The 19,313-nt window shown below is 67.2% G+C and carries 15 protein-coding genes; 10 read left to right on the top strand and 5 right to left on the bottom strand.

What is annotated here, in order from left to right; translation table 11 throughout:
- Positions 1-42 precede the first annotated feature (42 nt).
- The 4 genes from WK25_RS13195 (at position 43) to WK25_RS13180 (ending at position 6,507) form a co-directional block, all read left to right on the top strand.
- Positions 43-1,830 carry an acyl-CoA dehydrogenase C-terminal domain-containing protein gene (locus WK25_RS13195; RefSeq protein ID WP_059548678.1) on the top strand — a complete coding sequence of 596 codons (1,788 nt, stop codon included), beginning with the start codon at positions 43-45 and terminating at the stop codon, positions 1,828-1,830.
- Between the two features lie 112 nt (positions 1,831-1,942).
- Positions 1,943-4,378 (top strand): 3-hydroxyacyl-CoA dehydrogenase/enoyl-CoA hydratase family protein, encoded by a 2,436-nt coding sequence (locus tag WK25_RS13190; RefSeq protein WP_040141900.1) that lies wholly within the window; start codon positions 1,943-1,945, stop codon positions 4,376-4,378.
- 71 nt (positions 4,379-4,449) lie between these two features.
- Positions 4,450-5,649: an acetyl-CoA C-acyltransferase gene (locus WK25_RS13185; RefSeq protein WP_069241743.1), complete on the top strand. Its 1,200-nt coding sequence runs from the start codon at positions 4,450-4,452 to the stop codon at positions 5,647-5,649.
- Positions 5,650-5,739: 90 nt separating this feature from the next.
- Positions 5,740-6,507 (top strand): enoyl-CoA hydratase, encoded by a 768-nt coding sequence (locus WK25_RS13180; protein WP_040144794.1) that lies wholly within the window; start codon positions 5,740-5,742, stop codon positions 6,505-6,507.
- A gap of 53 nt (positions 6,508-6,560) precedes the next feature.
- On the opposite strand, the gene fdhD is transcribed toward WK25_RS13180, so the two are convergent.
- Complete coding sequence (gene fdhD, locus WK25_RS13175) at positions 6,561-7,391, bottom strand: formate dehydrogenase accessory sulfurtransferase FdhD (protein WP_156789028.1); 831 nt, start codon at positions 7,389-7,391, stop codon at positions 6,561-6,563.
- A 110-nt stretch (positions 7,392-7,501) separates the two neighbouring features.
- Here fdhD and WK25_RS13170 point away from each other — a divergent pair, with 110 nt between their 5' ends.
- Positions 7,502-7,984 carry a nitrate reductase associated protein gene (locus tag WK25_RS13170; RefSeq protein WP_040141897.1) on the top strand — a complete coding sequence of 161 codons (483 nt, stop codon included), beginning with the start codon at positions 7,502-7,504 and terminating at the stop codon, positions 7,982-7,984.
- Between the two features lie 44 nt (positions 7,985-8,028).
- Here WK25_RS13170 and WK25_RS13165 read toward each other — a convergent pair whose 3' ends face one another.
- Positions 8,029-8,424, bottom strand: a complete 396-nt coding sequence (locus WK25_RS13165; RefSeq protein WP_040141895.1) for an acyl-CoA thioesterase — start codon at positions 8,422-8,424, stop codon at positions 8,029-8,031.
- A gap of 175 nt (positions 8,425-8,599) precedes the next feature.
- Between WK25_RS13165 and WK25_RS13160 the strand changes: the two genes are divergently transcribed.
- Positions 8,600-10,471 (top strand): ABCB family ABC transporter ATP-binding protein/permease, encoded by a 1,872-nt coding sequence (locus WK25_RS13160; protein ID WP_059548675.1) that lies wholly within the window; start codon positions 8,600-8,602, stop codon positions 10,469-10,471.
- Between the two features lie 20 nt (positions 10,472-10,491).
- Here the strand turns inward: WK25_RS13160 and murU are convergent, their stop codons facing one another.
- Both murU and WK25_RS13150 read right to left on the bottom strand, forming a co-directional pair.
- Positions 10,492-11,214, bottom strand: a complete 723-nt coding sequence (murU, locus tag WK25_RS13155) for an N-acetylmuramate alpha-1-phosphate uridylyltransferase MurU (protein ID WP_040141891.1) — start codon at positions 11,212-11,214, stop codon at positions 10,492-10,494.
- Positions 11,215-11,245: 31 nt separating this feature from the next.
- Positions 11,246-12,295, bottom strand: coding sequence for an aminoglycoside phosphotransferase family protein (locus WK25_RS13150; RefSeq protein WP_069241742.1), 1,050 nt, complete (start codon positions 12,293-12,295; stop codon positions 11,246-11,248).
- Between the two features lie 223 nt (positions 12,296-12,518).
- Between WK25_RS13150 and WK25_RS13145 the strand changes: the two genes are divergently transcribed.
- The 4 genes from WK25_RS13145 to rsmA are packed head-to-tail and all read left to right on the top strand — an operon-like array spanning position 12,519 to position 18,173.
- Complete coding sequence (locus WK25_RS13145) at positions 12,519-14,879, top strand: LPS-assembly protein LptD (protein ID WP_069241741.1); 2,361 nt, start codon at positions 12,519-12,521, stop codon at positions 14,877-14,879.
- 52 nt (positions 14,880-14,931) lie between these two features.
- Positions 14,932-16,290: a peptidylprolyl isomerase gene (locus WK25_RS13140; RefSeq protein ID WP_040141885.1), complete on the top strand. Its 1,359-nt coding sequence runs from the start codon at positions 14,932-14,934 to the stop codon at positions 16,288-16,290.
- Positions 16,291-16,298: 8 nt separating this feature from the next.
- Complete coding sequence (gene pdxA / locus WK25_RS13135) at positions 16,299-17,288, top strand: 4-hydroxythreonine-4-phosphate dehydrogenase PdxA (RefSeq protein WP_040141883.1); 990 nt, start codon at positions 16,299-16,301, stop codon at positions 17,286-17,288.
- A gap of 54 nt (positions 17,289-17,342) precedes the next feature.
- A complete protein-coding gene (gene rsmA / locus WK25_RS13130) occupies positions 17,343-18,173 on the top strand; it encodes a 16S rRNA (adenine(1518)-N(6)/adenine(1519)-N(6))-dimethyltransferase RsmA (RefSeq protein ID WP_040141881.1) in 831 nt (276 codons plus the stop codon).
- A gap of 121 nt (positions 18,174-18,294) precedes the next feature.
- Here rsmA and WK25_RS13125 read toward each other — a convergent pair whose 3' ends face one another.
- Positions 18,295-19,227, bottom strand: a complete 933-nt coding sequence (locus WK25_RS13125; protein ID WP_059548670.1) for a DMT family transporter — start codon at positions 19,225-19,227, stop codon at positions 18,295-18,297.
- Between the last annotated feature and the right edge of the window lie 86 nt (positions 19,228-19,313).

Genomic DNA, 19,313 nt, shown 5'->3' with positions numbered 1-19,313 from the left:
CGCCAGGAGCTCGAGCCGTTTTGCCCACCTTTGGAGAGAGTCATGGGACAGTACGCCGCGCCGCTGCGCGACATGCAATTCGTGTTGCACGAGCTTCTGAACGTCGAAGCCGAAGTCAAGCAAATGCCCAAGCATGCGGACCTCGACGCCGACACGATCAACCAGGTCCTGGAGGAAGCGGGCAAGTTCTGCTCCGAGGTGCTGTTTCCGCTGAACCAGGTCGGCGACCGCGAAGGCTGCACGTATGAAGGCGACGGCGTCGTGAAGACGCCGACCGGCTTCAAGGAAGCGTACCAGCAGTACGTCGAGGCCGGCTGGCCGGCGCTTGGCTGCGATCCGGACTACGGCGGCCAGGGCCTGCCCGCGTTCGTGAACAACGCGCTCTACGAAATGCTGAACTCGGCGAACCAGGCATGGACGATGTATCCGGGCCTGTCGCACGGTGCGTACGAATGCCTGCACGCGCACGGCGCGCCGGAACTCCAGCAGCAATACCTGCCGAAGCTCGTGTCGGGCGAATGGACGGGCACGATGTGCCTGACCGAACCGCATTGCGGCACCGACCTCGGCATCCTGCGCACCAAGGCCGAACCGAACGGCGACGGCTCGTACTCGATCAGCGGCACGAAGATCTTCATCTCGAGCGGCGAGCACGACATGTCGAAGAACATCATCCATCTCGTGCTCGCGCGCCTGCCGGACGCACCGCAAGGCACGAAGGGGATCTCGCTGTTCATCGTGCCGAAGTTCATTCCGGACGCATCGGGCGAACCGGGCGAGCGCAACGGCATCAAGTGCGGCTCGATCGAACACAAGATGGGCATCCACGGCAACTCGACGTGCGTGATGAACCTCGACAACGCGAAGGGCTGGATGGTCGGCGAGCCGAACAAGGGCTTGAACGCGATGTTCGTGATGATGAACGCCGCGCGTCTGGGCGTCGGCATGCAGGGCCTGGGCCTCACGGAAGTTGCGTACCAGAACTCGCTCGCGTACGCGAAGGAGCGTCTGCAGATGCGTTCGCTGACCGGCCCGAAGGCACCGGACAAGCCGGCCGACCCGATCATCGTGCATCCGGACGTGCGCCGCATGCTGCTCACGCAGAAGGCCTATGCGGAAGGTGCGCGCGCCTTCACGTACTGGTCCGCGCTGCAGATCGACAAGGAGCTTTCGCACGCCGACGAAGCCGTGCGCAAGGAAGCGGCCGACCTCGTCGCGCTCCTCACGCCGATCATCAAGGCGTTTCTGACCGACAACGCGTTCGAGTCGACCAACCACGCGATGCAGATCTTCGGCGGCCACGGCTTCATCTCCGAATGGGGGATGGAGCAATACGTGCGCGACGCGCGGATCAACATGATCTACGAAGGCACGAACTCGATCCAGTCGCTGGACCTGCTCGGCCGCAAGGTGCTCGGCGACATGGGTGCGAAGCTGAAGAAGTTCGGCAAGCTCGTCACCGAATTCGCGGAAGCCGAAGGTGTGAAGCCGGAGATGGCCGAGTTCATCAACCCGCTCGCCGACATCGGTGAAAAGGTGCAGAAGCTGACGATGGAAATCGGCATGAAGGCGATGCAGAACCCGGACGAAGTGGGCGCCGCCGCCGTGCCGTACCTGCGCACCGTCGGTCACCTGGTGTTCTCGTACTTCTGGGCGCGCATGGCGCGCATCGCGCTCGACAAGGAAGCGTCGGGCGATCCGTTCTACAAGTCGAAGCTCGCGACGGCACGCTTCTACTTTGCGCGCCTGCTGCCCGAAACGGCCGCGACGATCCGCGCCGCGCGCGCCGGTTCGAAGACGCTGATGGAAGTCGACGAATCGCTGTTCTGATGCAAGCCGGGCGGTGCGCATCGCGCGCCGCCCGAACGCAACGGTTCCTGGTACTCACTTCGCCGTGCAGCCTTCCTGACCCGCGCTGCACGACATTATCCGGAGACATCCCGTGAGCAATTTCCTGATTCGCAAGGTCGCCGTGCTGGGCGCCGGCGTGATGGGCGCGCAGATCGCCGCGCACCTCGTCAACGCGCGCGTGCCGGTGCTGCTGTTCGACCTGCCGGCCAAGGAAGGCCCGAAAAACGCGATCGCGCTGAAGGCGATCGAGAACCTGAAGAAGTTGTCGCCCGCGCCGTTCGGCGTGAAAGACGACGCGAAATACCTCGAAGCCGCGAACTACGAAGACGACATCGCGAAGCTCGCCGAATGCGACGTCGTGATCGAAGCGATCGCCGAGCGCATGGACTGGAAGCACGATCTGTACAAGAAAGTCGCGCCGCACATCGCACCGAATGCGATCTTCGCAACCAACACGTCGGGGCTGTCGATCACGAAGCTGTCCGAAGGTTTCTCGGACGAGCTGAAGGCACGCTTCTGCGGCGTGCACTTCTTCAACCCGCCGCGCTACATGCACCTCGTCGAGCTGATCCCGACCGCGCATACGCGTCCGGAAATCCTCGACCAGCTCGAAACCTTCCTGACGAGCGTCGTCGGCAAGGGCGTCGTGCGTGCTAAGGACACGCCGAACTTCATCGCGAACCGCGTCGGCATTTTCTCGATTCTCGCCGTGATCACCGAGGCCGCGAAGTTCGGCCTGCGCTTCGACGAAGTCGACGATCTGACGGGCAGCCGCCTCGGCCGCGCGAAGTCGGCGACGTTCCGCACCGCGGACGTGGTCGGCCTCGACACGATGGCGCACGTGATCAAGACGATGCAGGACAACCTCGCCGACGATCCGTTCTTCCCGGTCTATCAGACGCCTGCCGTGCTCGCCGAGCTGGTGAAGCAGGGTGCGCTCGGCCAGAAGACGGGCGGCGGCTTCTACAAGAAGGAAGGCAAGGCGATCAAGGTGCTCGACGCGAAGACGGGCGCCTACGTCGACTCGGGCGCGAAGGCGGACGAAACCGTCGGCCGCATCCTGAAGCGTCCGCCGGCGGAACGCCTGAAGCTGCTGCGCGAGACCAACCATCCGCACGCGCAGTTCCTGTGGTCGATCTTCCGCGACGTGTTCCACTACATCGGCGTGCATCTCGAGTCGATCGCCGACAACGCGCGCGACGTCGACCTCGCGATCCGCTGGGGCTTCGGCTGGAACGAAGGCCCGTTCGAAGGCTGGCAGGCCGCCGGCTGGAAGCAGGTTGCAGAATGGGTTCAGGAAGACATCGCGGCGGGCAAGGCGCTCGCGAACGTGCCGCTGCCGTCGTGGGTGCTCGAAGGCCCGGTCGCGGAGAAGGGCGGCGTGCACACGGCCGAAGGCTCGTGGGCGCCGGCGTCGAAGCGCTTCGTGCCGCGTTCCGATCTCGCCGTGTACCGCAAGCAGGTGTTCCGCGCGCCGCTCATCGGCGAAGCGGGCGCCGACCCGAAGACGTACGGCAAGACGCTGTTCGAGACCGACGCGGTGCGCGCATGGGTCGACGACCGTGCCGGTGAGGACGACGTCGTGATCGTATCGTTCAAGTCGAAGATGAACACGATCGGACCGAGCGTGATCGACGGCCTCGTGCAGGCGATCGAACTCGCGGAGAAGGACTACAAGGGCGTCGTGATCTGGCAGCCGACGTCGCTGAAGCTCGGCACGCCGGGCGGCCCGTTCTCGGCCGGCGCGAACCTCGAGGAAGCGATGCCCGCGTTCATGATGGGCGGCGCGAAGGGCATCGAGCCGTTCGTGAAGAAGTTCCAGGAAGGCATGCTGCGCGTGAAGTACGCGAACGTGCCGGTCGTGGCGGCCGTGTCGGGCATCGCGCTCGGCGGCGGGTGCGAGCTGATGCTGCACAGCGCGAAGCGCGTCGTGCACGTCGAGAGTTACATCGGTCTGGTCGAAGTGGGCGTCGGCCTCGTGCCGGCGGGCGGCGGCCTGAAGGAAGCGGCGCTGCGCGCGGCGGAAGCCGCCACGGCCGCGAACGCGACCACCGACATCCTGAAGTTCGTCACGAAGTCGTTCGAGAACGCAGCGATGGCGAAGGTGTCGTCGTCCGCGCACGATGCGCGTGCGATGGGCTACGTGAAGCCGTCGGACACGATCGTCTTCAACGTGTTCGAACTGCTGGACACCGCGAAGAAGGAAGCGCGTGCGCTGGCCGACACCGGCTACCGCGCACCGCTGCGCGCGAAGGACGTGCCGGTCGCCGGTCGCTCCGCAATCGCGACGATCAAGGCATCGCTCGTCAACATGCGTGACGGCCGCTTCATCAGCGACCACGACTTCCTGATCGCGAGCCGCATTGCCGAAGCCGTGTGCGGCGGCGACGTCGAAGCGGGCAGCCTCGTCGACGAAGAATGGCTGCTCGCGCTCGAGCGCCGCGCATTCGTCGAGCTGCTCGGCACGCAGAAGACGCAGGAACGGATCATGGGCATGTTGCAGACCGGCAAGCCGGTGCGTAACTGAGCGAGTGCACAGCATGGGACCAGGGTGAGCGCCGACGCGCAAGCACTGGTCGACAGGCCAAGGAGTCTCAAATGAGCAAACAATTGCAAGACGCATACATCGTCGCCGCCAGCCGCACCCCGATCGGCAAGGCTCCGCGCGGTTTCTTCAAGAACACGCGGCCGGACGAGCTGCTGGTTCACGCGATCAAGTCGGCGGTCGCGCAGGTGCCGGGTCTCGACACGAAGGTGATCGAGGACGCGATCATCGGCTGCGCGATTCCCGAAGCCGAGCAGGGGCTGAACGTCGCGCGGATGGGTGCGCTGCTCGCGGGCCTGCCGCAGACGGTCGGCGGCGTGACGGTCAACCGCTTCTGCGCGTCGGGCATCACCGCGCTCGCGATGGCGGCGGACCGCATCCGCGTCGGCGAATCGGACGCGCTGCTCGCCGGCGGGTGCGAATCGATGAGCATGGTGCCGATGATGGGCAACAAGCCGTCGATGTCGCCGCACATCTTCGATCGCAGTGAAGACTTCGGCATCGCGTACGGGATGGGTCTGACGGCCGAGCGCGTCGCCGAGCAGTGGAAGGTGAGCCGCGAAGACCAGGACGCGTTCTCGGTCGAATCGCACCGCAAGGCGCTCGCCGCACAGCAGGCCGGCGAATTCGGCGACGAAATCGCCGCGTACACGATCACCGAGCGCTTCCCGAACCTCGCGACCGGCGAGATCGACGTGAAGACGCGCGAGATCAAGCTCGACGAAGGCCCGCGCGCGGATACGTCGCTCGAAGGCCTCGCGAAGCTGCGCACGGTGTTCGCGAACAAGGGCTCGGTCACGGCCGGCAACAGCTCCCAGACGTCGGACGGCGCGGGCGCGCTGCTCGTCGTATCGGAGAAGGTGCTCAAGGAGTTCAACCTGACGCCGCTCGCGCGCTTCGTGAGCTTCGCGGTGCGCGGCGTGCCGCCGGAAATCATGGGCATCGGTCCGAAGGAAGCGATTCCGGCCGCGTTGAAAGCCGCGGGCCTGAAGCAGGACGACCTTGACTGGATCGAACTGAACGAGGCATTCGCCGCACAGTCGCTGGCGGTGATGCGCGACCTTGGCCTCGATCCGTCGAAGGTCAACCCGTTGGGAGGCGCGATCGCACTCGGCCACCCGCTCGGCGCGACCGGCGCAATCCGCGCGGCGACCGTCGTGCACGGGCTGCGGCGCCGCAACCTGAAGTACGGGATGGTCACGATGTGCGTCGGCACCGGCATGGGTGCGGCGGGCATCATCGAACGCCTGTAAGCGGGACGCAACGAAGAGCGACGACGGTGCGCGGGCCACGAGCTCGCGCACCGTTTTTCATTTCGGTAGGGGCAAGACAAGGAGACGGTGGTGTCCGACATTCAAGTGGAACGCGCCGAAGGCGTGATGACGATCACGATCGCGCGCCCGGCGAAGAAGAATGCGCTGACGGCGGCGATGTACCAAACGATGGCCGACGCGCTCGCCGACGCGCAGGAAGACAAATCGGTTCGCGTAATCCTGCTGCGCGGCAGCGACGGCAATTTCAGCGCGGGTAATGATCTCGAGGATTTCCTGAAGGCGCCGCCGACGGACGAGAACGCATCGGTGTTCCAGTTCCTCGCGCGAATCAGCACCGCGAGCAAGCCGATCGTCGCGGCGGTGCCGGGCGTCGCGGTTGGCGTCGGCGTGACGATGCTGCTGCATTGCGACCTCGTCTACGCTGCCGACACCGCGACGTTCTCGCTGCCGTTCGCGCAGCTCGGCCTGTGCCCGGAGGCCGCATCGAGCGTGTTGCTGCCGCGTCTGGCCGGCCATCAGATCGCCGCCGAAAAACTGCTGCTCGGCGAAGCGTTCGACGCGCTCGAAGCACACCGGATCGGCATCGTCAATCGCGTGCTGCCGGCGGCCGAGCTCGACGCGTTCGCGGCGAAGCAGGCGGCGAAGCTCGCGGCACTGCCGGCGTCGTCGCTGCGTGTGACCAAGGCGCTGCTGAAGGAGACGGGCGGCGTGGCGGTCGCCGCGCGGATGAACGAGGAAGCCGCGCACTTCTCCGCGATGCTGCGCGCCCCCGAGGCGCGCGAGGCGATGACCGCCTTCTTCGAGAAGCGCAAACCGGATTTCCGCCAGTTCGACTGACAACGTCGGCCTGCGCCGGCGGTCGTGCGCGGGCGCGGGCCGCACCGGCCGCATCAGGCCGTGCCGTAATCCACGTGGCCGGTTTCGCGGCAAAAGCTCACGAGCCGCAGGCCGGCCGTCCTCGCGATCGCGATCGCGAGCGACGACGGCGCGGAAATGGTCGCGACCATCGGGATGCCGACTCGCGCCGACTTGCGCACCAGTTCGTAGCTCGCGCGGCTCGACAGGAACACGAACCCGTCGGTGGTGTCGCCGCGCGACAGCACCAGCGAGCCGATCAGTTTGTCGAGTGCGTTGTGGCGGCCGACGTCCTCGAATGCCATCCGGATCGCGCCTGTTGCATCGCACCACGCGGCCGCGTGCAGGCCGCCGGTGAGCTGCGTGAGCGCCTGGTGCGCCGGCAGCGCATGAGCCGCACGCGCGAGCGCGTCGGGCGCGAGGCGCGCGAGGAAGCCGGTGTCGGGCACGCGTTCGGGCGCAAGATCGAGCAGGTCGATGCTTTCGATCCCGCACACGCCGCAGCCGGTGCGCCCGGCGAGCGCGCGGCGCCGGTCCTTCAGCGCGGCGAACGCCTGCTGGACGACTTCGAGATGCACCTCGGCGTGCGGCAGCGGCGCGTCGGCGTGCAGGATCACGTCGATGTCCTTGATGTCGCTGCCGCGCTCGACGATCCCTTCCGAGATCGCGAAGCCGACTGCGAACGCTTCGAGATCGCGCGGCGTGCACATCATCACCGCATGCGAGATGCCGTTGAAGACGAGCGCGACCGGCCACTCCTGGCCGACGTAGTCGTGCGCGGTTTCGACGGCGCCGCGGCGCGCGCGGCGCACGGACAGCTCGATCGCGCCGCGCGGCTCTTCTGTTTCGGTCGGATTCACGAGCACTCCCGTTGATTCGAGGCGGCGGCGGCGATCGCATGCGCCGCTCGCGCGCAGAGGTTCTAAAATACCCCAGGCAGGCCGGCCGCGCCGGCATCGCCATTCAGGTAACGATCATGGGACTCAGCGACGCTCCGCTGCTATTCAATTTCGAACACGATTCGTCGGAAAACCTGACGTACATCCCGATGATCGTGCGCTTCAATCTCGACCGCTTCGGGCTGCGGATTTCCCTCGAGCAGTGGCAGTTGCTGCCGCTCGAGGACCGCAAGCTGCTCGCGCGGTTTCCGGCCGACGACGACACCGCGATCGAGCCCAACTTCGACCATGCGCTGTTCGAAATGCTGCGTACGCATGCCGACCTGGAGCCGTCGTGGTTTCAGCCGGACGAGCAGCCGGGCTGGCGCGCGACCGATACGGTGCCGGACGCGCTCGTGCAGCAGAGCGCGCTGGCCGGGCTGCCGGCGCCGACGCTCGCGCAGTGGCAGCGGCTTGCACCGTTCCAGCGCTACGTGCTGATGAAGCTGTCGCGCAAGCCGACGCTCAATCACGACTTCGTGCCGGCGATGCGCGAGTTCGGGCTGACGGCCACGCACTGATCGGTTCCGGGCTGTGTCGCGGGCGCTGCGGCGCCGGTGCGCGCTTACAGCGGCGGCAGCTGACGGGGCTTGCGGTCGGGGCCGGTCGCGACGTAGGTGAGCGTCGCTTCGGTAACCTTCACGATTTCGCCCATCAGCCGCATGCGCTGCGCGTAGACCTCGACGTCGACCGTCACCGACGTGTTGCCGGTGCGCGTGATGGTCGCGTAGAAGCTCAGCAGGTCGCCGACGAACACCGGCTGCTTGAACACGAACGAATTGACCGCCACCGTTGCGACGCGGCCGTTTGCGCGCTGGCTCGCGGGAATCGAGCCGGCGATGTCGACCTGCGACATGATCCAGCCGCCGAACACGTCGCCGTGGACGTTCGCGTCGTGCGGTTGCGGGACGACGCGCAGCGCGGGCTGCTTCTGCGGGAGTTCGAGGGTCGAATCGGTCATGGCGGGGGCTTTCATCCTGTAATAAATGCGCCGCCGCGCGCAGCCTGGCCGGCGAGGCCGCCGGCAGCGGCGCGTAACGGCTTCTGCGACAATACAACGTTCGCAAATTGTACGAGAAAGCACGCGAGTCGAGCGCCGCAGCACGCGTTTCGCATCGCCGCCGATCCATTCCCCCATGCGCCGATACTCCGCTTCCGGCGAGCCCGCGCCGGCTCCGACCGGGCCTCGCAACGACTGGCAGACCATCCGGTCGCTGCTGCCGTACCTCGTTACCTACAAGTGGCGCGTCGCACTTGCGCTCGGCTGTCTGATCGGCGCGAAGGTCGCGAACCTGGGCGTGCCGGTCGTGATGAAGCGCATCGTCGATCACCTGTCCGCCGTGCAGCAGCTCACCGCGCTCGGCCGCGCCGAGCAGTCGGCGGGGATCGTGCTCGCGGGCGGCGTCGGGCTGCTGGTCGTCGCATATGCGCTCGTGCGGCTGTCGACGTCACTGTTCACCGAGCTGCGCGAGATCCTGTTTTCAAAGGTCACCGAGAGCGCGGTGCGCCAGCTTGCGCTGCAGGTGTTCAGGCATCTGCACGGGCTGTCGTTGCGGTTCCATCTCGAGCGGCAGACAGGCGGGATGTCGCGCGATATCGAGCGCGGCACGCGCGGCATCCAGCAACTGATCTCCTATTCGCTGTACAGCATCCTGCCGACGCTCGTCGAAGTCGGGCTCGTGCTCGGCTTCTTCGTCGTCAAGTACGACGCCTACTACGCGTATGTCACGTTCGCGGCGCTCGTCACGTACATCGTGTTCACGGTGAAGGTCACGAACTGGCGCACGCACTTTCGCCGCACGATGAACGAACTCGATTCGCGGGCCAACTCGCGGGCGATCGATTCGCTGATCAACTACGAGACGGTGAAGTACTTCGGCAACGAGGAGTGGGAAGCGCAGCGCTACGACGAGAATCTGAAGCGCTACCGCAAGGCCGCGATCCGCTCGCAGAACTCGCTGTCGGTGCTGAACTTCGGCCAGCAGGCGATCATCGGCACCGGGCTCGTGTTCATCCTGTGGCGGGCGACGCAGGGCGTGCTGGCCGGCAAGCTGACGCTCGGCGATCTGGTGCTGATCAACACGTTCATGCTGCAGCTGTACATCCCGCTGAATTTCCTCGGCGTCGTGTATCGCGAACTGAAGCAGAGCCTGACCGACATGGACCGGATGTTCGGGCTGCTGTCGGCCGCGAAGGAAGTCGCGGACCTGCCCGACGCACGTCCGCTCGCGGTGTCCGGCGCGCAGGTGCGCTTCGAGCACGTGAACTTCTCGTACGAGGCGTCGCGGCAGATCCTGCACGACGTGACGTTCACGATCGACGCAGGCACGACGACCGCGGTGGTCGGCCACAGCGGTTCCGGCAAGTCGACGCTGTCGCGGCTGCTGTTCCGCTTCTACGATCTCGACCGGCAAACGGGCGGCGCGATTCGCATCGACGGCCAGGACATTCGCGACGTCACGCAGGACTCGCTGCGCGCGTCGATCGGGATCGTGCCGCAGGACACCGTGCTGTTCAACGATTCGATCTACTACAACATCGCATATGGCCGGCCGACCGCGAGCCGCGACGAAGTGATCGCGGCCGCGCGCGCCGCGCACATCCACGAATTCATCGAGAGCTTGCCGAAAGGCTATGACACGCCGGTCGGCGAGCGCGGGCTGAAGCTGTCGGGCGGCGAGAAGCAGCGCGTCGCGATCGCGCGCACGCTGTTGAAGGATCCGCCGGTGCTGTTGTTCGACGAGGCGACGTCCGCACTCGATTCGCGCTCGGAGCGCGCGATCCAGCACGAGCTCGACCAGATCGCGCGGCATCGCACGACGCTCGTGATCGCGCACCGGCTGTCGACGGTCGTGCATGCGCAGCAGATTCTCGTGATGGATCACGGGCGCATCGTCGAGCGCGGCACGCACGACGAACTCGTGCGCGCGGACGGGCTGTATGCGCAGATGTGGGCGCTGCAGCAACAGCGCGCAGCCGCGGGCGGGGAAGCGGCCGAGGCCGCGTGAGCGCGGACGGCGGGCGGCGCTCAGCCCGCCGCGGCACGCAGTCGCGCGTCGAGCTCGCCGAGCTGCGCGGGCGTGCCGACGTTCTCCCAGATGCCTTCATACAATTCGCCGGTCGCGCGGCCGGCTTCGATCGTCGCCTTGAAGTACGGCGACAGCGCGCGGTGCGTGCCGGGCTCGATGTCGCGGAACATTCGCGTGTCGTAGACGCCGATGCTGCCGAACGTGACGCGCGGCGCACCGGTGAGCGCGAGCCGGCCATCTTCACGCAGCACGAAATCGCCGGCCGGGTGGAACGGCGGGTTCGGCACCATCACGAGATGCATCGCGGGCGCGTCGAGCGCGGCCATCTGCGCGGCGCGCGCGGCAAGCGTCCGGTAGTCGAATCCGCAATACACGTCGCCGGCCACTGCGGCGAACACCGTCGGCCGCCCGTCGCGTTCGAGCAGCGGCAGCGCCTTCGCGATGCCGCCCGCGGTTTCCAGCGCTTCGCCTTCGGCCGAATACGCGAGCCGCACGCCCCAGCGCGAACCGTCGCCGAGGGTCGCCTCGAGCTGCTCGCCGAGCCACGCGTGGTTGATCACGATCGTGTCGACGCCCGCGCGTGCCAGCGCCTCGATCTGCCAGACGATCAGCGGCTTGCCGCCGGCTTCGAGCAGCGGCTTCGGGCGGGTGTCGGTCAGCGGGCGCATCCGTTCGCCGCGGCCGGCGGCGAAGATCATCGCCGTGGTCAGGGTAGTGCTCATGTTCGGCTGAAAATGGAGGCGGTGAGGGCGTTCAGAACGTATAGCCGACTTCGGCCGCGCCTTTGCCCTCGAGCTCGTCGAGCAGCTTTGCGAACGGCACGAGCGGGCGGTAGCGCAGTGCGACCTTGCGCGCGTATGCAAGGAAGCGCGGCAGGTCCGCGACGTAATGCGGCTTGCCGTCGCGGTAATTGATGCGCGCGAACAGGCCGAGGATCTTGATGTGGCGCTGCAGCCCCATCCATTCGAGCTGGCGGTAGAACTCGCCGAAATCCGGCTCGACCGGCAGGCCGGCCTTCTTCGCCTTTTCCCAGTAGTACGCGAAGCAGTCGAGCTCGAACTCCTCGTCCCAGCTGATGAACGCGTCGCGCAGCAGCGACACGACGTCGTACGTCAGCGGCCCGTACACGGCGTCCTGGAAGTCGAGCACGCCCGGGTTCGGCTCGCACACCATCAGGTTGCGCGGCATGAAATCGCGCAACATGAAGCCCTGAGGCTGCGCATGCGCGCTGGCGACCAGCAGCGCGAACGTGCGGTCGAGCGTGCCGCGCATCGCGTCGCTGACGGTCTTGCCGAGGTGCCGCCCGATGAACCATTCGGGCAGCAGCTCCATTTCGCGGCGCAGGAACGCCTCGTCGAACGGCGGCAGCACGTCGGGCTTCGAGCTCAGCTGGAAGCGGATCAGCGCGTCGAGCGCGTCGCGCATCAGCGGGCGGGCGGCGGCCGGATCGGCCGGATCGAGCACCGAGATGTACGACTTGCGGCCGAGGTCGGTCACCAGCATGAAACCTGCGTCGAAATCGTGGGCCAGCACGTCCGGCACGTGGTCGCCAGCCGACGCGAGCAGCTGCGCGACCTGGACGAATTCGCGGCACTTCTCGGGCGGCGGCGCGTCGACCGCGATCAGCGAGCCGCCGGGGCTCGTGGCCGATGCGACACGGAAATAGCGGCGGAAACTGGCGTCCGACGATGCGGGCGCGAGGGTCGACAGGTCGAGGGCGTAGCGCTCGGCAAGCGGGCGCAGCCACGCGGTGAGCGCTTCGAGGCGGGCGTCGGGCTGGGATGCGGCGGATGGGGGCGTCATGAAACTCGGCGGAGGGGGGAACGTCTTGCCATATAATACCCCACGACTTTTTTGACGCGCCCCGCGTCAGCTTCCGCCGTGCAGGCCTGTGGCCTGTCGCGCGGCCCGCCCGATCGCCTCCCCGGTTTGCGAAGAGCCGCAGTCGCGGTTCGACGGTGCGGCCCGTCGTGCGCGGATGTGCCGTGCAGATGCGGCTGACAAGGGGCGATTCGCCAAACGATAGATGCCGCCCAAACCGCTATTCCCGAATGTCTTCCCCGGTGACGGGGCGCCGCGCAAACGGCGGCTCGCGCTCGCGCTCCTGGCCGTGCCCGGCCTCGTGCCGGCCGTGTCGCACGCGCAGCTGTCGGGCGCGGCCGCGCAACCGCAGCCGCTCGATTCGCCGTGGGACCTGCGCCTCGCACCACAGCTCGAGGATCATCCGCTGAAGGACGGCGCGAAGCCGGCCGCCTTCGTGATCGCCGACCATACGAGCGGCACGGCCGAGCAGGACATGGCCGCGAAAGGCTCGGCCGAGCTGCGCCGCGGCGAAGCGGTCGTGAAGGCCGACGCGATCCACTACGATCAGGATACCGACATGGCCGATGCGTACGGCCAGGTCAAGGTGATCAACGGCGGTACGTCGTTCGCGGGCCCCGAGGCGCACCTGAAGGTCGAGGCGAACCAGGGCTTCATGACGGCGCCGAAGTACCACTTCAACGTGACGGGCGGGTCCGGCAGCGCGGACCGCGTCGACCTGCTCGACAGCGAGCGCTCGGTGTTCGTCAACGGCACCTACACCGCATGCCAGTGCGCGACGGACCCCGCGTGGTACATCAAGGGCAGCCGCTTCGACTTCGATACGGGCGCCGACGAAGGCACTGCACGCAACGGCGTGCTGTTCTTCCAGGGCGTGCCGATCTTCGCGAGCCCGTGGATGACGTTCCCGCTGTCGGGCGAGCGCCGCAGCGGCCTGCTGCCGCCGACGTTCTCGATCAACTCGAACAACGGGTTCGAGCTGTCGCTGCCGTACTACTTCAACATCGCGCCGAACCGCGACCTGACGATCACGCCGCACATCATCTCGCGGCGCGGCGTGCAGACCGAAGCGACGTTCCGTTATCTGTCGCCGTCGTATTCGGGCACGTTTACGGCCAATTACCTGCCGGACGACCGGCTCGCGCACCGCAACCGCTACGCGATCTACTGGCAGCACCAGCAGAACTTCGGCGGCGGTTTCGGCGGTTACGTCTACTACAACAAGGTCTCGGACAACACCTATCCCGAAGACCTTGGGTCGATGAACCAGTTCGTCAACGGGACGCAGACGCTGTACCAGCAGGAGGCCGGCCTCACGTACAACAACGGCCCGTGGTCGGTGCTCGCGCGCTACCAGCACTGGCAGACGCTGCCGCCTTCGATCGCGCCGTACAGCCGCGAGCCGCAGCTGAACGTGAAGTACACGAAGTACAACGTCGGCGGCTTCGACTTCGGTGCGGAAGCCGACTATTCGCGGTTCCGCATCACCACGGCCGATGCGACCGAAGGCGACCGGATCGTCTTCAATCCGTACATCGCATACGGCGTGTACGGCCCAGGCTACTTCGTCGTGCCGAAGGTCCAGTACCACTTCGCATCGTACGATCTGAACTACCTGTCGCCGAGCACGCCGAACAGCCCGAAGCGCTTCACCGAGTCGATCCCGACCGTGAGCTTCGACTCCGGCCTGATCTTCGACCGCTCGGTGCGCCTGTTCGGCCAGGACTTCATCCAGACCCTCGAGCCACGCCTGTACTACGTGTACACGCCGTATCGCGACCAGTCGAACGCGCCGCTGTTCGACACCGCGGAGTCGGACTTCGGGCTGGCGGAGATTTACCAGCCGAACACGTTCGTCGGCAATGACCGCATCGCCGATGCTAACCGGATCACGGCGGGCCTGACGTCGCGCTTCATCGATCCGCGCACCGGCGACGAGCGTGCGCGCTTCGTGGTCGCGCAGCAGTACTATTTCGCCGACCAGCGCGTGACGCTGGACACCAAGCAGAGCGCGGTGCTCGCGCGCCACTCCGACCTGATCGTCGGCGCCGCGCTGAAGCTCGGCTCGGGCTTCATGTCGGAGACGGCGTTCCAGTACAACCAGAACAACAACCAGCTCGTGAAGTCGAGCATCGGTTTCGGGTTCAGTCCGGGCGAGCGCCGCGTGATCAACGTCGGCTATCGCTATACGCGGACGAACACGACGCTCGACAACCAGCCGATCAACCAGTTCCTGGTGTCCGCGCAGTGGCCGCTCACGCGCCGCCTGTATGCGATCGGCCGCTTCAACTACGACCTGGCAGCCGACCGGGTTGTCGACGGTCTGCTCGGCTTACAATACGACGCGGATTGCTGGGCGCTCGGCGTCGGGGTGCAGCGGTTTGCGAACGGCATCAATACGTCGGGGCAGCAGAACGCGTCGACGCGCTTCATGATGCAACTGACGCTCAAGGGCTTGTCGACGGTCGACAACGGGCTCGTGTCCGCATTCCGCGCCGGAGTGCCGGGGTACACGCCGTTGCCGCCGCCGCCGCCGCCGATGTCCCGCTTCAGCAACTACGAGTAACGCCGGCTTTGTCTGCACCGGTCAGCACGATTTCAATGGAGTATCAGTGGCAATGAAGAAAACCCTTCGTTTCGCGGCAGTCGTGTCCAGCCTCGCCGCGTCCGCCGCGCTGCTCGCCGCTGCGCCGGCCGCGGCGCAGGCGCTCGGTTCGCAAGGCGCGCAGCTCGCCGACGAAGTCGTCGCGGTCGTCAACAACGACGTGATCACCGGCCGCGAACTCGACCAGCGCGTCGGCCTGATCTCGCGCCGGCTGCAGCAGCAGAACGCGCCCGTGCCGCCGGCCGACCAGTTGCGTGCGCAGGTGCTGAACCAGATGGTGCTCGAACGCATCCAGGTGCAGAAGGCAAAAGACGACGGGATCCGCATCGATGACGCGACCGTGCAGGCCACGCTGCAGCGCCTCGCGCAGGCGAACGGGATGACGCTCGACCAGTATCGCGCGCGCATCGTCGCGCAGGGCGTGCCTTGGAACGTGTTCACGAGCGACGCGCGCACCGAGCTGATGCTGTCGAAGCTGCGCGAGCGCGAGGTCGACGGCAAGATCACCGTGTCGGACGCCGAGGTCGCGAACTACATCGCGAGCCAGCGCGGGCCGAACGCGTCGCAACAGCAGGACCTGCGCTTCCAGCACATCTTCATCAAGGCGCCGACCAACGCGCCGCAGGCCGAGATCGAAGCCGCACAGAAGAAGGCCGAAGCGCTGCTGCAGCAGGCGACGTCGGGCGCCGATTTCGAAAAGCTCGCGAAGAACAACTCGGAAGCGAACGACGCGAAGAAGGGCGGCGACCTCGGCTTCAAGGCGCCGAGCGCGCTGCCGGCCGACGTCGTCGAGGCCGCATCGAAGCTGCGTCCGGGTCAGGTCAATCCGACGCTGATCCGCGTGCCGGACGGCTTCGAAATCGTGCGTCTCGTCGACCGTCGCCAGAGCCAGGGCGCGACCGCCGCGGCACCGAAGATCGTCCAGACGCATGTGCGCCACATCCTGCTGCGCGTGGGCGAAGGCAAGTCGGAAGGGCAGGCGCGCCAGCAACTGCAGGACATCCGCCGGCAGGTCGAGGCGGGCGGCGATTTCGCGAAGTTCGCGCGCACGTACTCGCAGGACGGTTCGGCGTCGCAGGGCGGCGATCTCGGCTGGATCAGCCCGGGCGAGACCGTACCCGAATTCGAGCGGGCGATGAACAACCTGCAGGACGGCCAGGTCAGCCAGCCGATTCGTACCGAGTACGGCTATCACCTGATCCAGGTGCTGGAGCGCCGCGAGGCCGAAGGCTCGGTGCAGCAGCAGATGGATATCGCACGCCAGGCGATCGGCCAGCGCAAGGCCGAGCAGGCATATGCCGACTGGCTGCGCGAGCTGCGCGACTCGTCGTACGTACAGTACAAGATCGGCGGCGTCGGCCCGGCGAACTGAGCGAGCGCATGACGGCACCCGCGCTGCAGATCGCGATCACGACCGGCGAACCCGCGGGGGTCGGCCCGGAACTGACCGTGCAGGCGTTGCAGGATGCAGCGCGGCGCTGGCCGGGCGCGCATTTCACCGTGCTTGGCGACGCCGCGCTGCTCGACGCGCGCGCGGCGGCGGTCGGCGCCGACCGTGCAGTGCTGGCGGGCGGCGGCGCGGTGTCGGTCGAGCACCACCCGCTCGCCGTGCCCGCGCAGGCGGGCAAGCTCGACGCGGCCAACGGCCGCTATGTGCTCGGGTTGCTCGATGCGGCGATCGACGGCGCGGTGGCCGGACGGTTCGACGCGATCGTTACCGCGCCGTTGCAGAAGAGCACGATCAACGACGCGGGCGTGCCGTTTACCGGTCATACCGAATACCTCGCGGAGCGCACGCATACGCCGCGCGTCGTGATGATGCTCGCGGGCATCGGCGAACGGCCGCTGCGCGTCGCGCTCGCGACCACGCACCTGCCGCTGAAAGACGTATCGGCCGCGCTGTCGATCGACGGGCTCGTCGATACCCTCGCGATCGTCGATCGTGACCTGCGTCGCGACTTCGGTCTCGCAGCGCCTCGCATCCTCGTGACGGGGCTGAACCCGCACGCGGGCGAGAACGGCTATCTCGGGCGCGAGGAGATCGACGTGATCTCGCCGGCCCTCGCGCAAGCGCAAGCGCAGGGCATCGACGCGCGCGGCCCGTATCCGGCCGACACGCTGTTTCAGCCGCGCCATCTCGAGGGCGCCGATTGCGTGCTCGCGATGTTCCACGATCAGGGCCTGCCCGTGCTGAAGTATGCAACCTTCGGCGAGGGCATCAACGTCACGCTCGGGCTGCCGATCATCCGCACGTCGGTCGATCACGGCACCGCGCTGGATCTGGCCGGCACCGGTCGCGCGGATCCCGGCAGCATGGTTGCCGCGCTGGACACGGCCGTCACGATGGCGCGCCACCGCCGCGCATCCTGACGCACGCAGGCGAGAGCCTGACCTTATTCGTCGTTTTTTCGTTTTTCTCAGTCGATGTCGAACAGCAGACAGCATCAGGGCCATTTCGCGCGCAAGCGCTTCGGGCAGAACTTCCTCGTCGATCACGGCGTGATCGATTCGATCGTCGCGACGATCGGCCCCGCGCGCGGCCAGCGGATGGTCGAGATCGGGCCCGGCCTCGGCGCGCTGACCGAGCCGCTGATCGCGCGTCTTGCAACGCCGGAGTCGCCGCTGCATGCGGTCGAGCTCGACCGCGACCTGATCGGGCGCCTGCAGCAGCGCTTCGGCGCGCTGCTCGAGCTGCATGCCGGCGACGCGCTCGCGTTCGACTTCGGCTCGCTCGCGGCGCCTGGCGACAAGCCTTCGCTGCGCATCGTCGGCAACCTGCCGTACAACATCTCCAGCCCGCTGCTGTTTCATCTGATGACGTTCGCGGGCGTGGTGATCGACCAGCATTTCATGCTGCAGAACGAAGTCGTCGAGCGGATGGTCGCGGAGCCGGGCACGAAGGCGTTCTCGCGGCTGTCGGTGATGCTGCAGTACCGCTACGTAATGGACAAGATGCTGGACGTGCCGCCGGAATCGTTCCAGCCGCCGCCGAAGGTCGATTCGGCGATCGTCCGGATGATTCCGTACGAGCCGCATGAACTGCCGGATGTGGATCCCGTGCTGCTCGGCGAAGTCGTCACGGCCGCGTTCTCTCAGCGCCGCAAGATGCTGCGCAACACGCTCGGCGATTATCGCGAGTCGATCGATTTCGACGGGCTCGGCTTCGATCTCGCGCGCCGCGCGGAGGATGTGAGCGTCGCCGAATATGTCGGCGTCGCCCAGGCGCTGGCGAAGGTGCGCAAGGCCGCGCAATAGCGGCCACGCGCGCCGGTTCGATGCTCACGAGGCTGCCCTTTCGCGGGCAGCCTTTTTATTTTGCCGATCGTGTTCGTTGCATTCGCCCGCTTCGCCGAGACCGGTGCGCGGCACGCGGACGTCACCGGCGCTGCTGCGGCGCGTTCACGAGCGCGATCCCGACGAGCACCAGCGCGGCCGCCGACATGAAGCGCCCGCCGACCGATTCGCCGAGCAGCAGCACGCCGAACGCGACGCCGAACAGCGGCGACAGAAACGTGAACACGGACAGTCGCGACGCGCTGTAGCGCGTGAGCAGCCAGAACCACGACAGATAGCTGACGAACGCGACGATCACGGACTGGTACGCGAGGCTCGCCAGCGCGATCGGCGTGACCCGCGCGAACGACGTCTGGCCGAGCAGCGCAGCAAGCGCGACCAGCACGACGGCCGACACCGCGAGCTGATAGAACAGCGTCTTGCTCGCGCTCGCGCGTGCGAGCGACGTCGAACGGACGACGACCGTCGTCGCTGCCCACATCGCGCCGCCGAGGATCCCGAGCGCGTCGCCGGCCAGTCCGGCCAGGAGCGACGCGCCGGGCGCGCGCGGCTTCAGGAAGCCGTCCGCGAACGCGAGCGCGATGCCGGCGAATGCGAGCGCGACGCCGGCCCACTGCACGCGCCGCAGCCGTTCGCCGGGCGTGAACAGGTGCAGGCCGAGCGCGGTGAAGCACGGTGCGGTGTACAGGAAGATCGCCATGTGCGACGCGCTCGTCAGCGTCAGCCCGAAGAACACGCAGATGAACTCGCCCGCGAACAGCGCGCCTGCTGCGATACCCGCGCCGAGCGTGCCGTCGGCGCGAAACAGCGGCGTGCCGCGGGAGCGCGCCCAGCCCCACAGCAGCAGCGCGGCGATCACCGAGCGCAGTCCGGCCTGGAACATCGGCGGGATCGCCGCGTTCGTGCTCTTGATCGCGACCTGCTGGAAGCCCCAGATCGCACACAGCAGCAGCATCACGCCGACGGCGCGCGCGTCGAGCGCGCGGCGCACGGGCGACCCGGCGAGCGCGGTCATCGGCGGACCTCGCCGGCGTGGACGGAGGCAGCTAAGGACATCGGCAGCGGCGGCTGAACGGCGCAGCCGGCACGCTCGAATCGGCG

It is taken from the genome of Burkholderia latens (genome assembly GCF_001718795.1).
GTDB classification, from domain to species: Bacteria; Pseudomonadota; Gammaproteobacteria; order Burkholderiales; family Burkholderiaceae; genus Burkholderia; species Burkholderia latens_A.
This window is presented reverse-complemented; position numbering and strand designations above follow the sequence as displayed.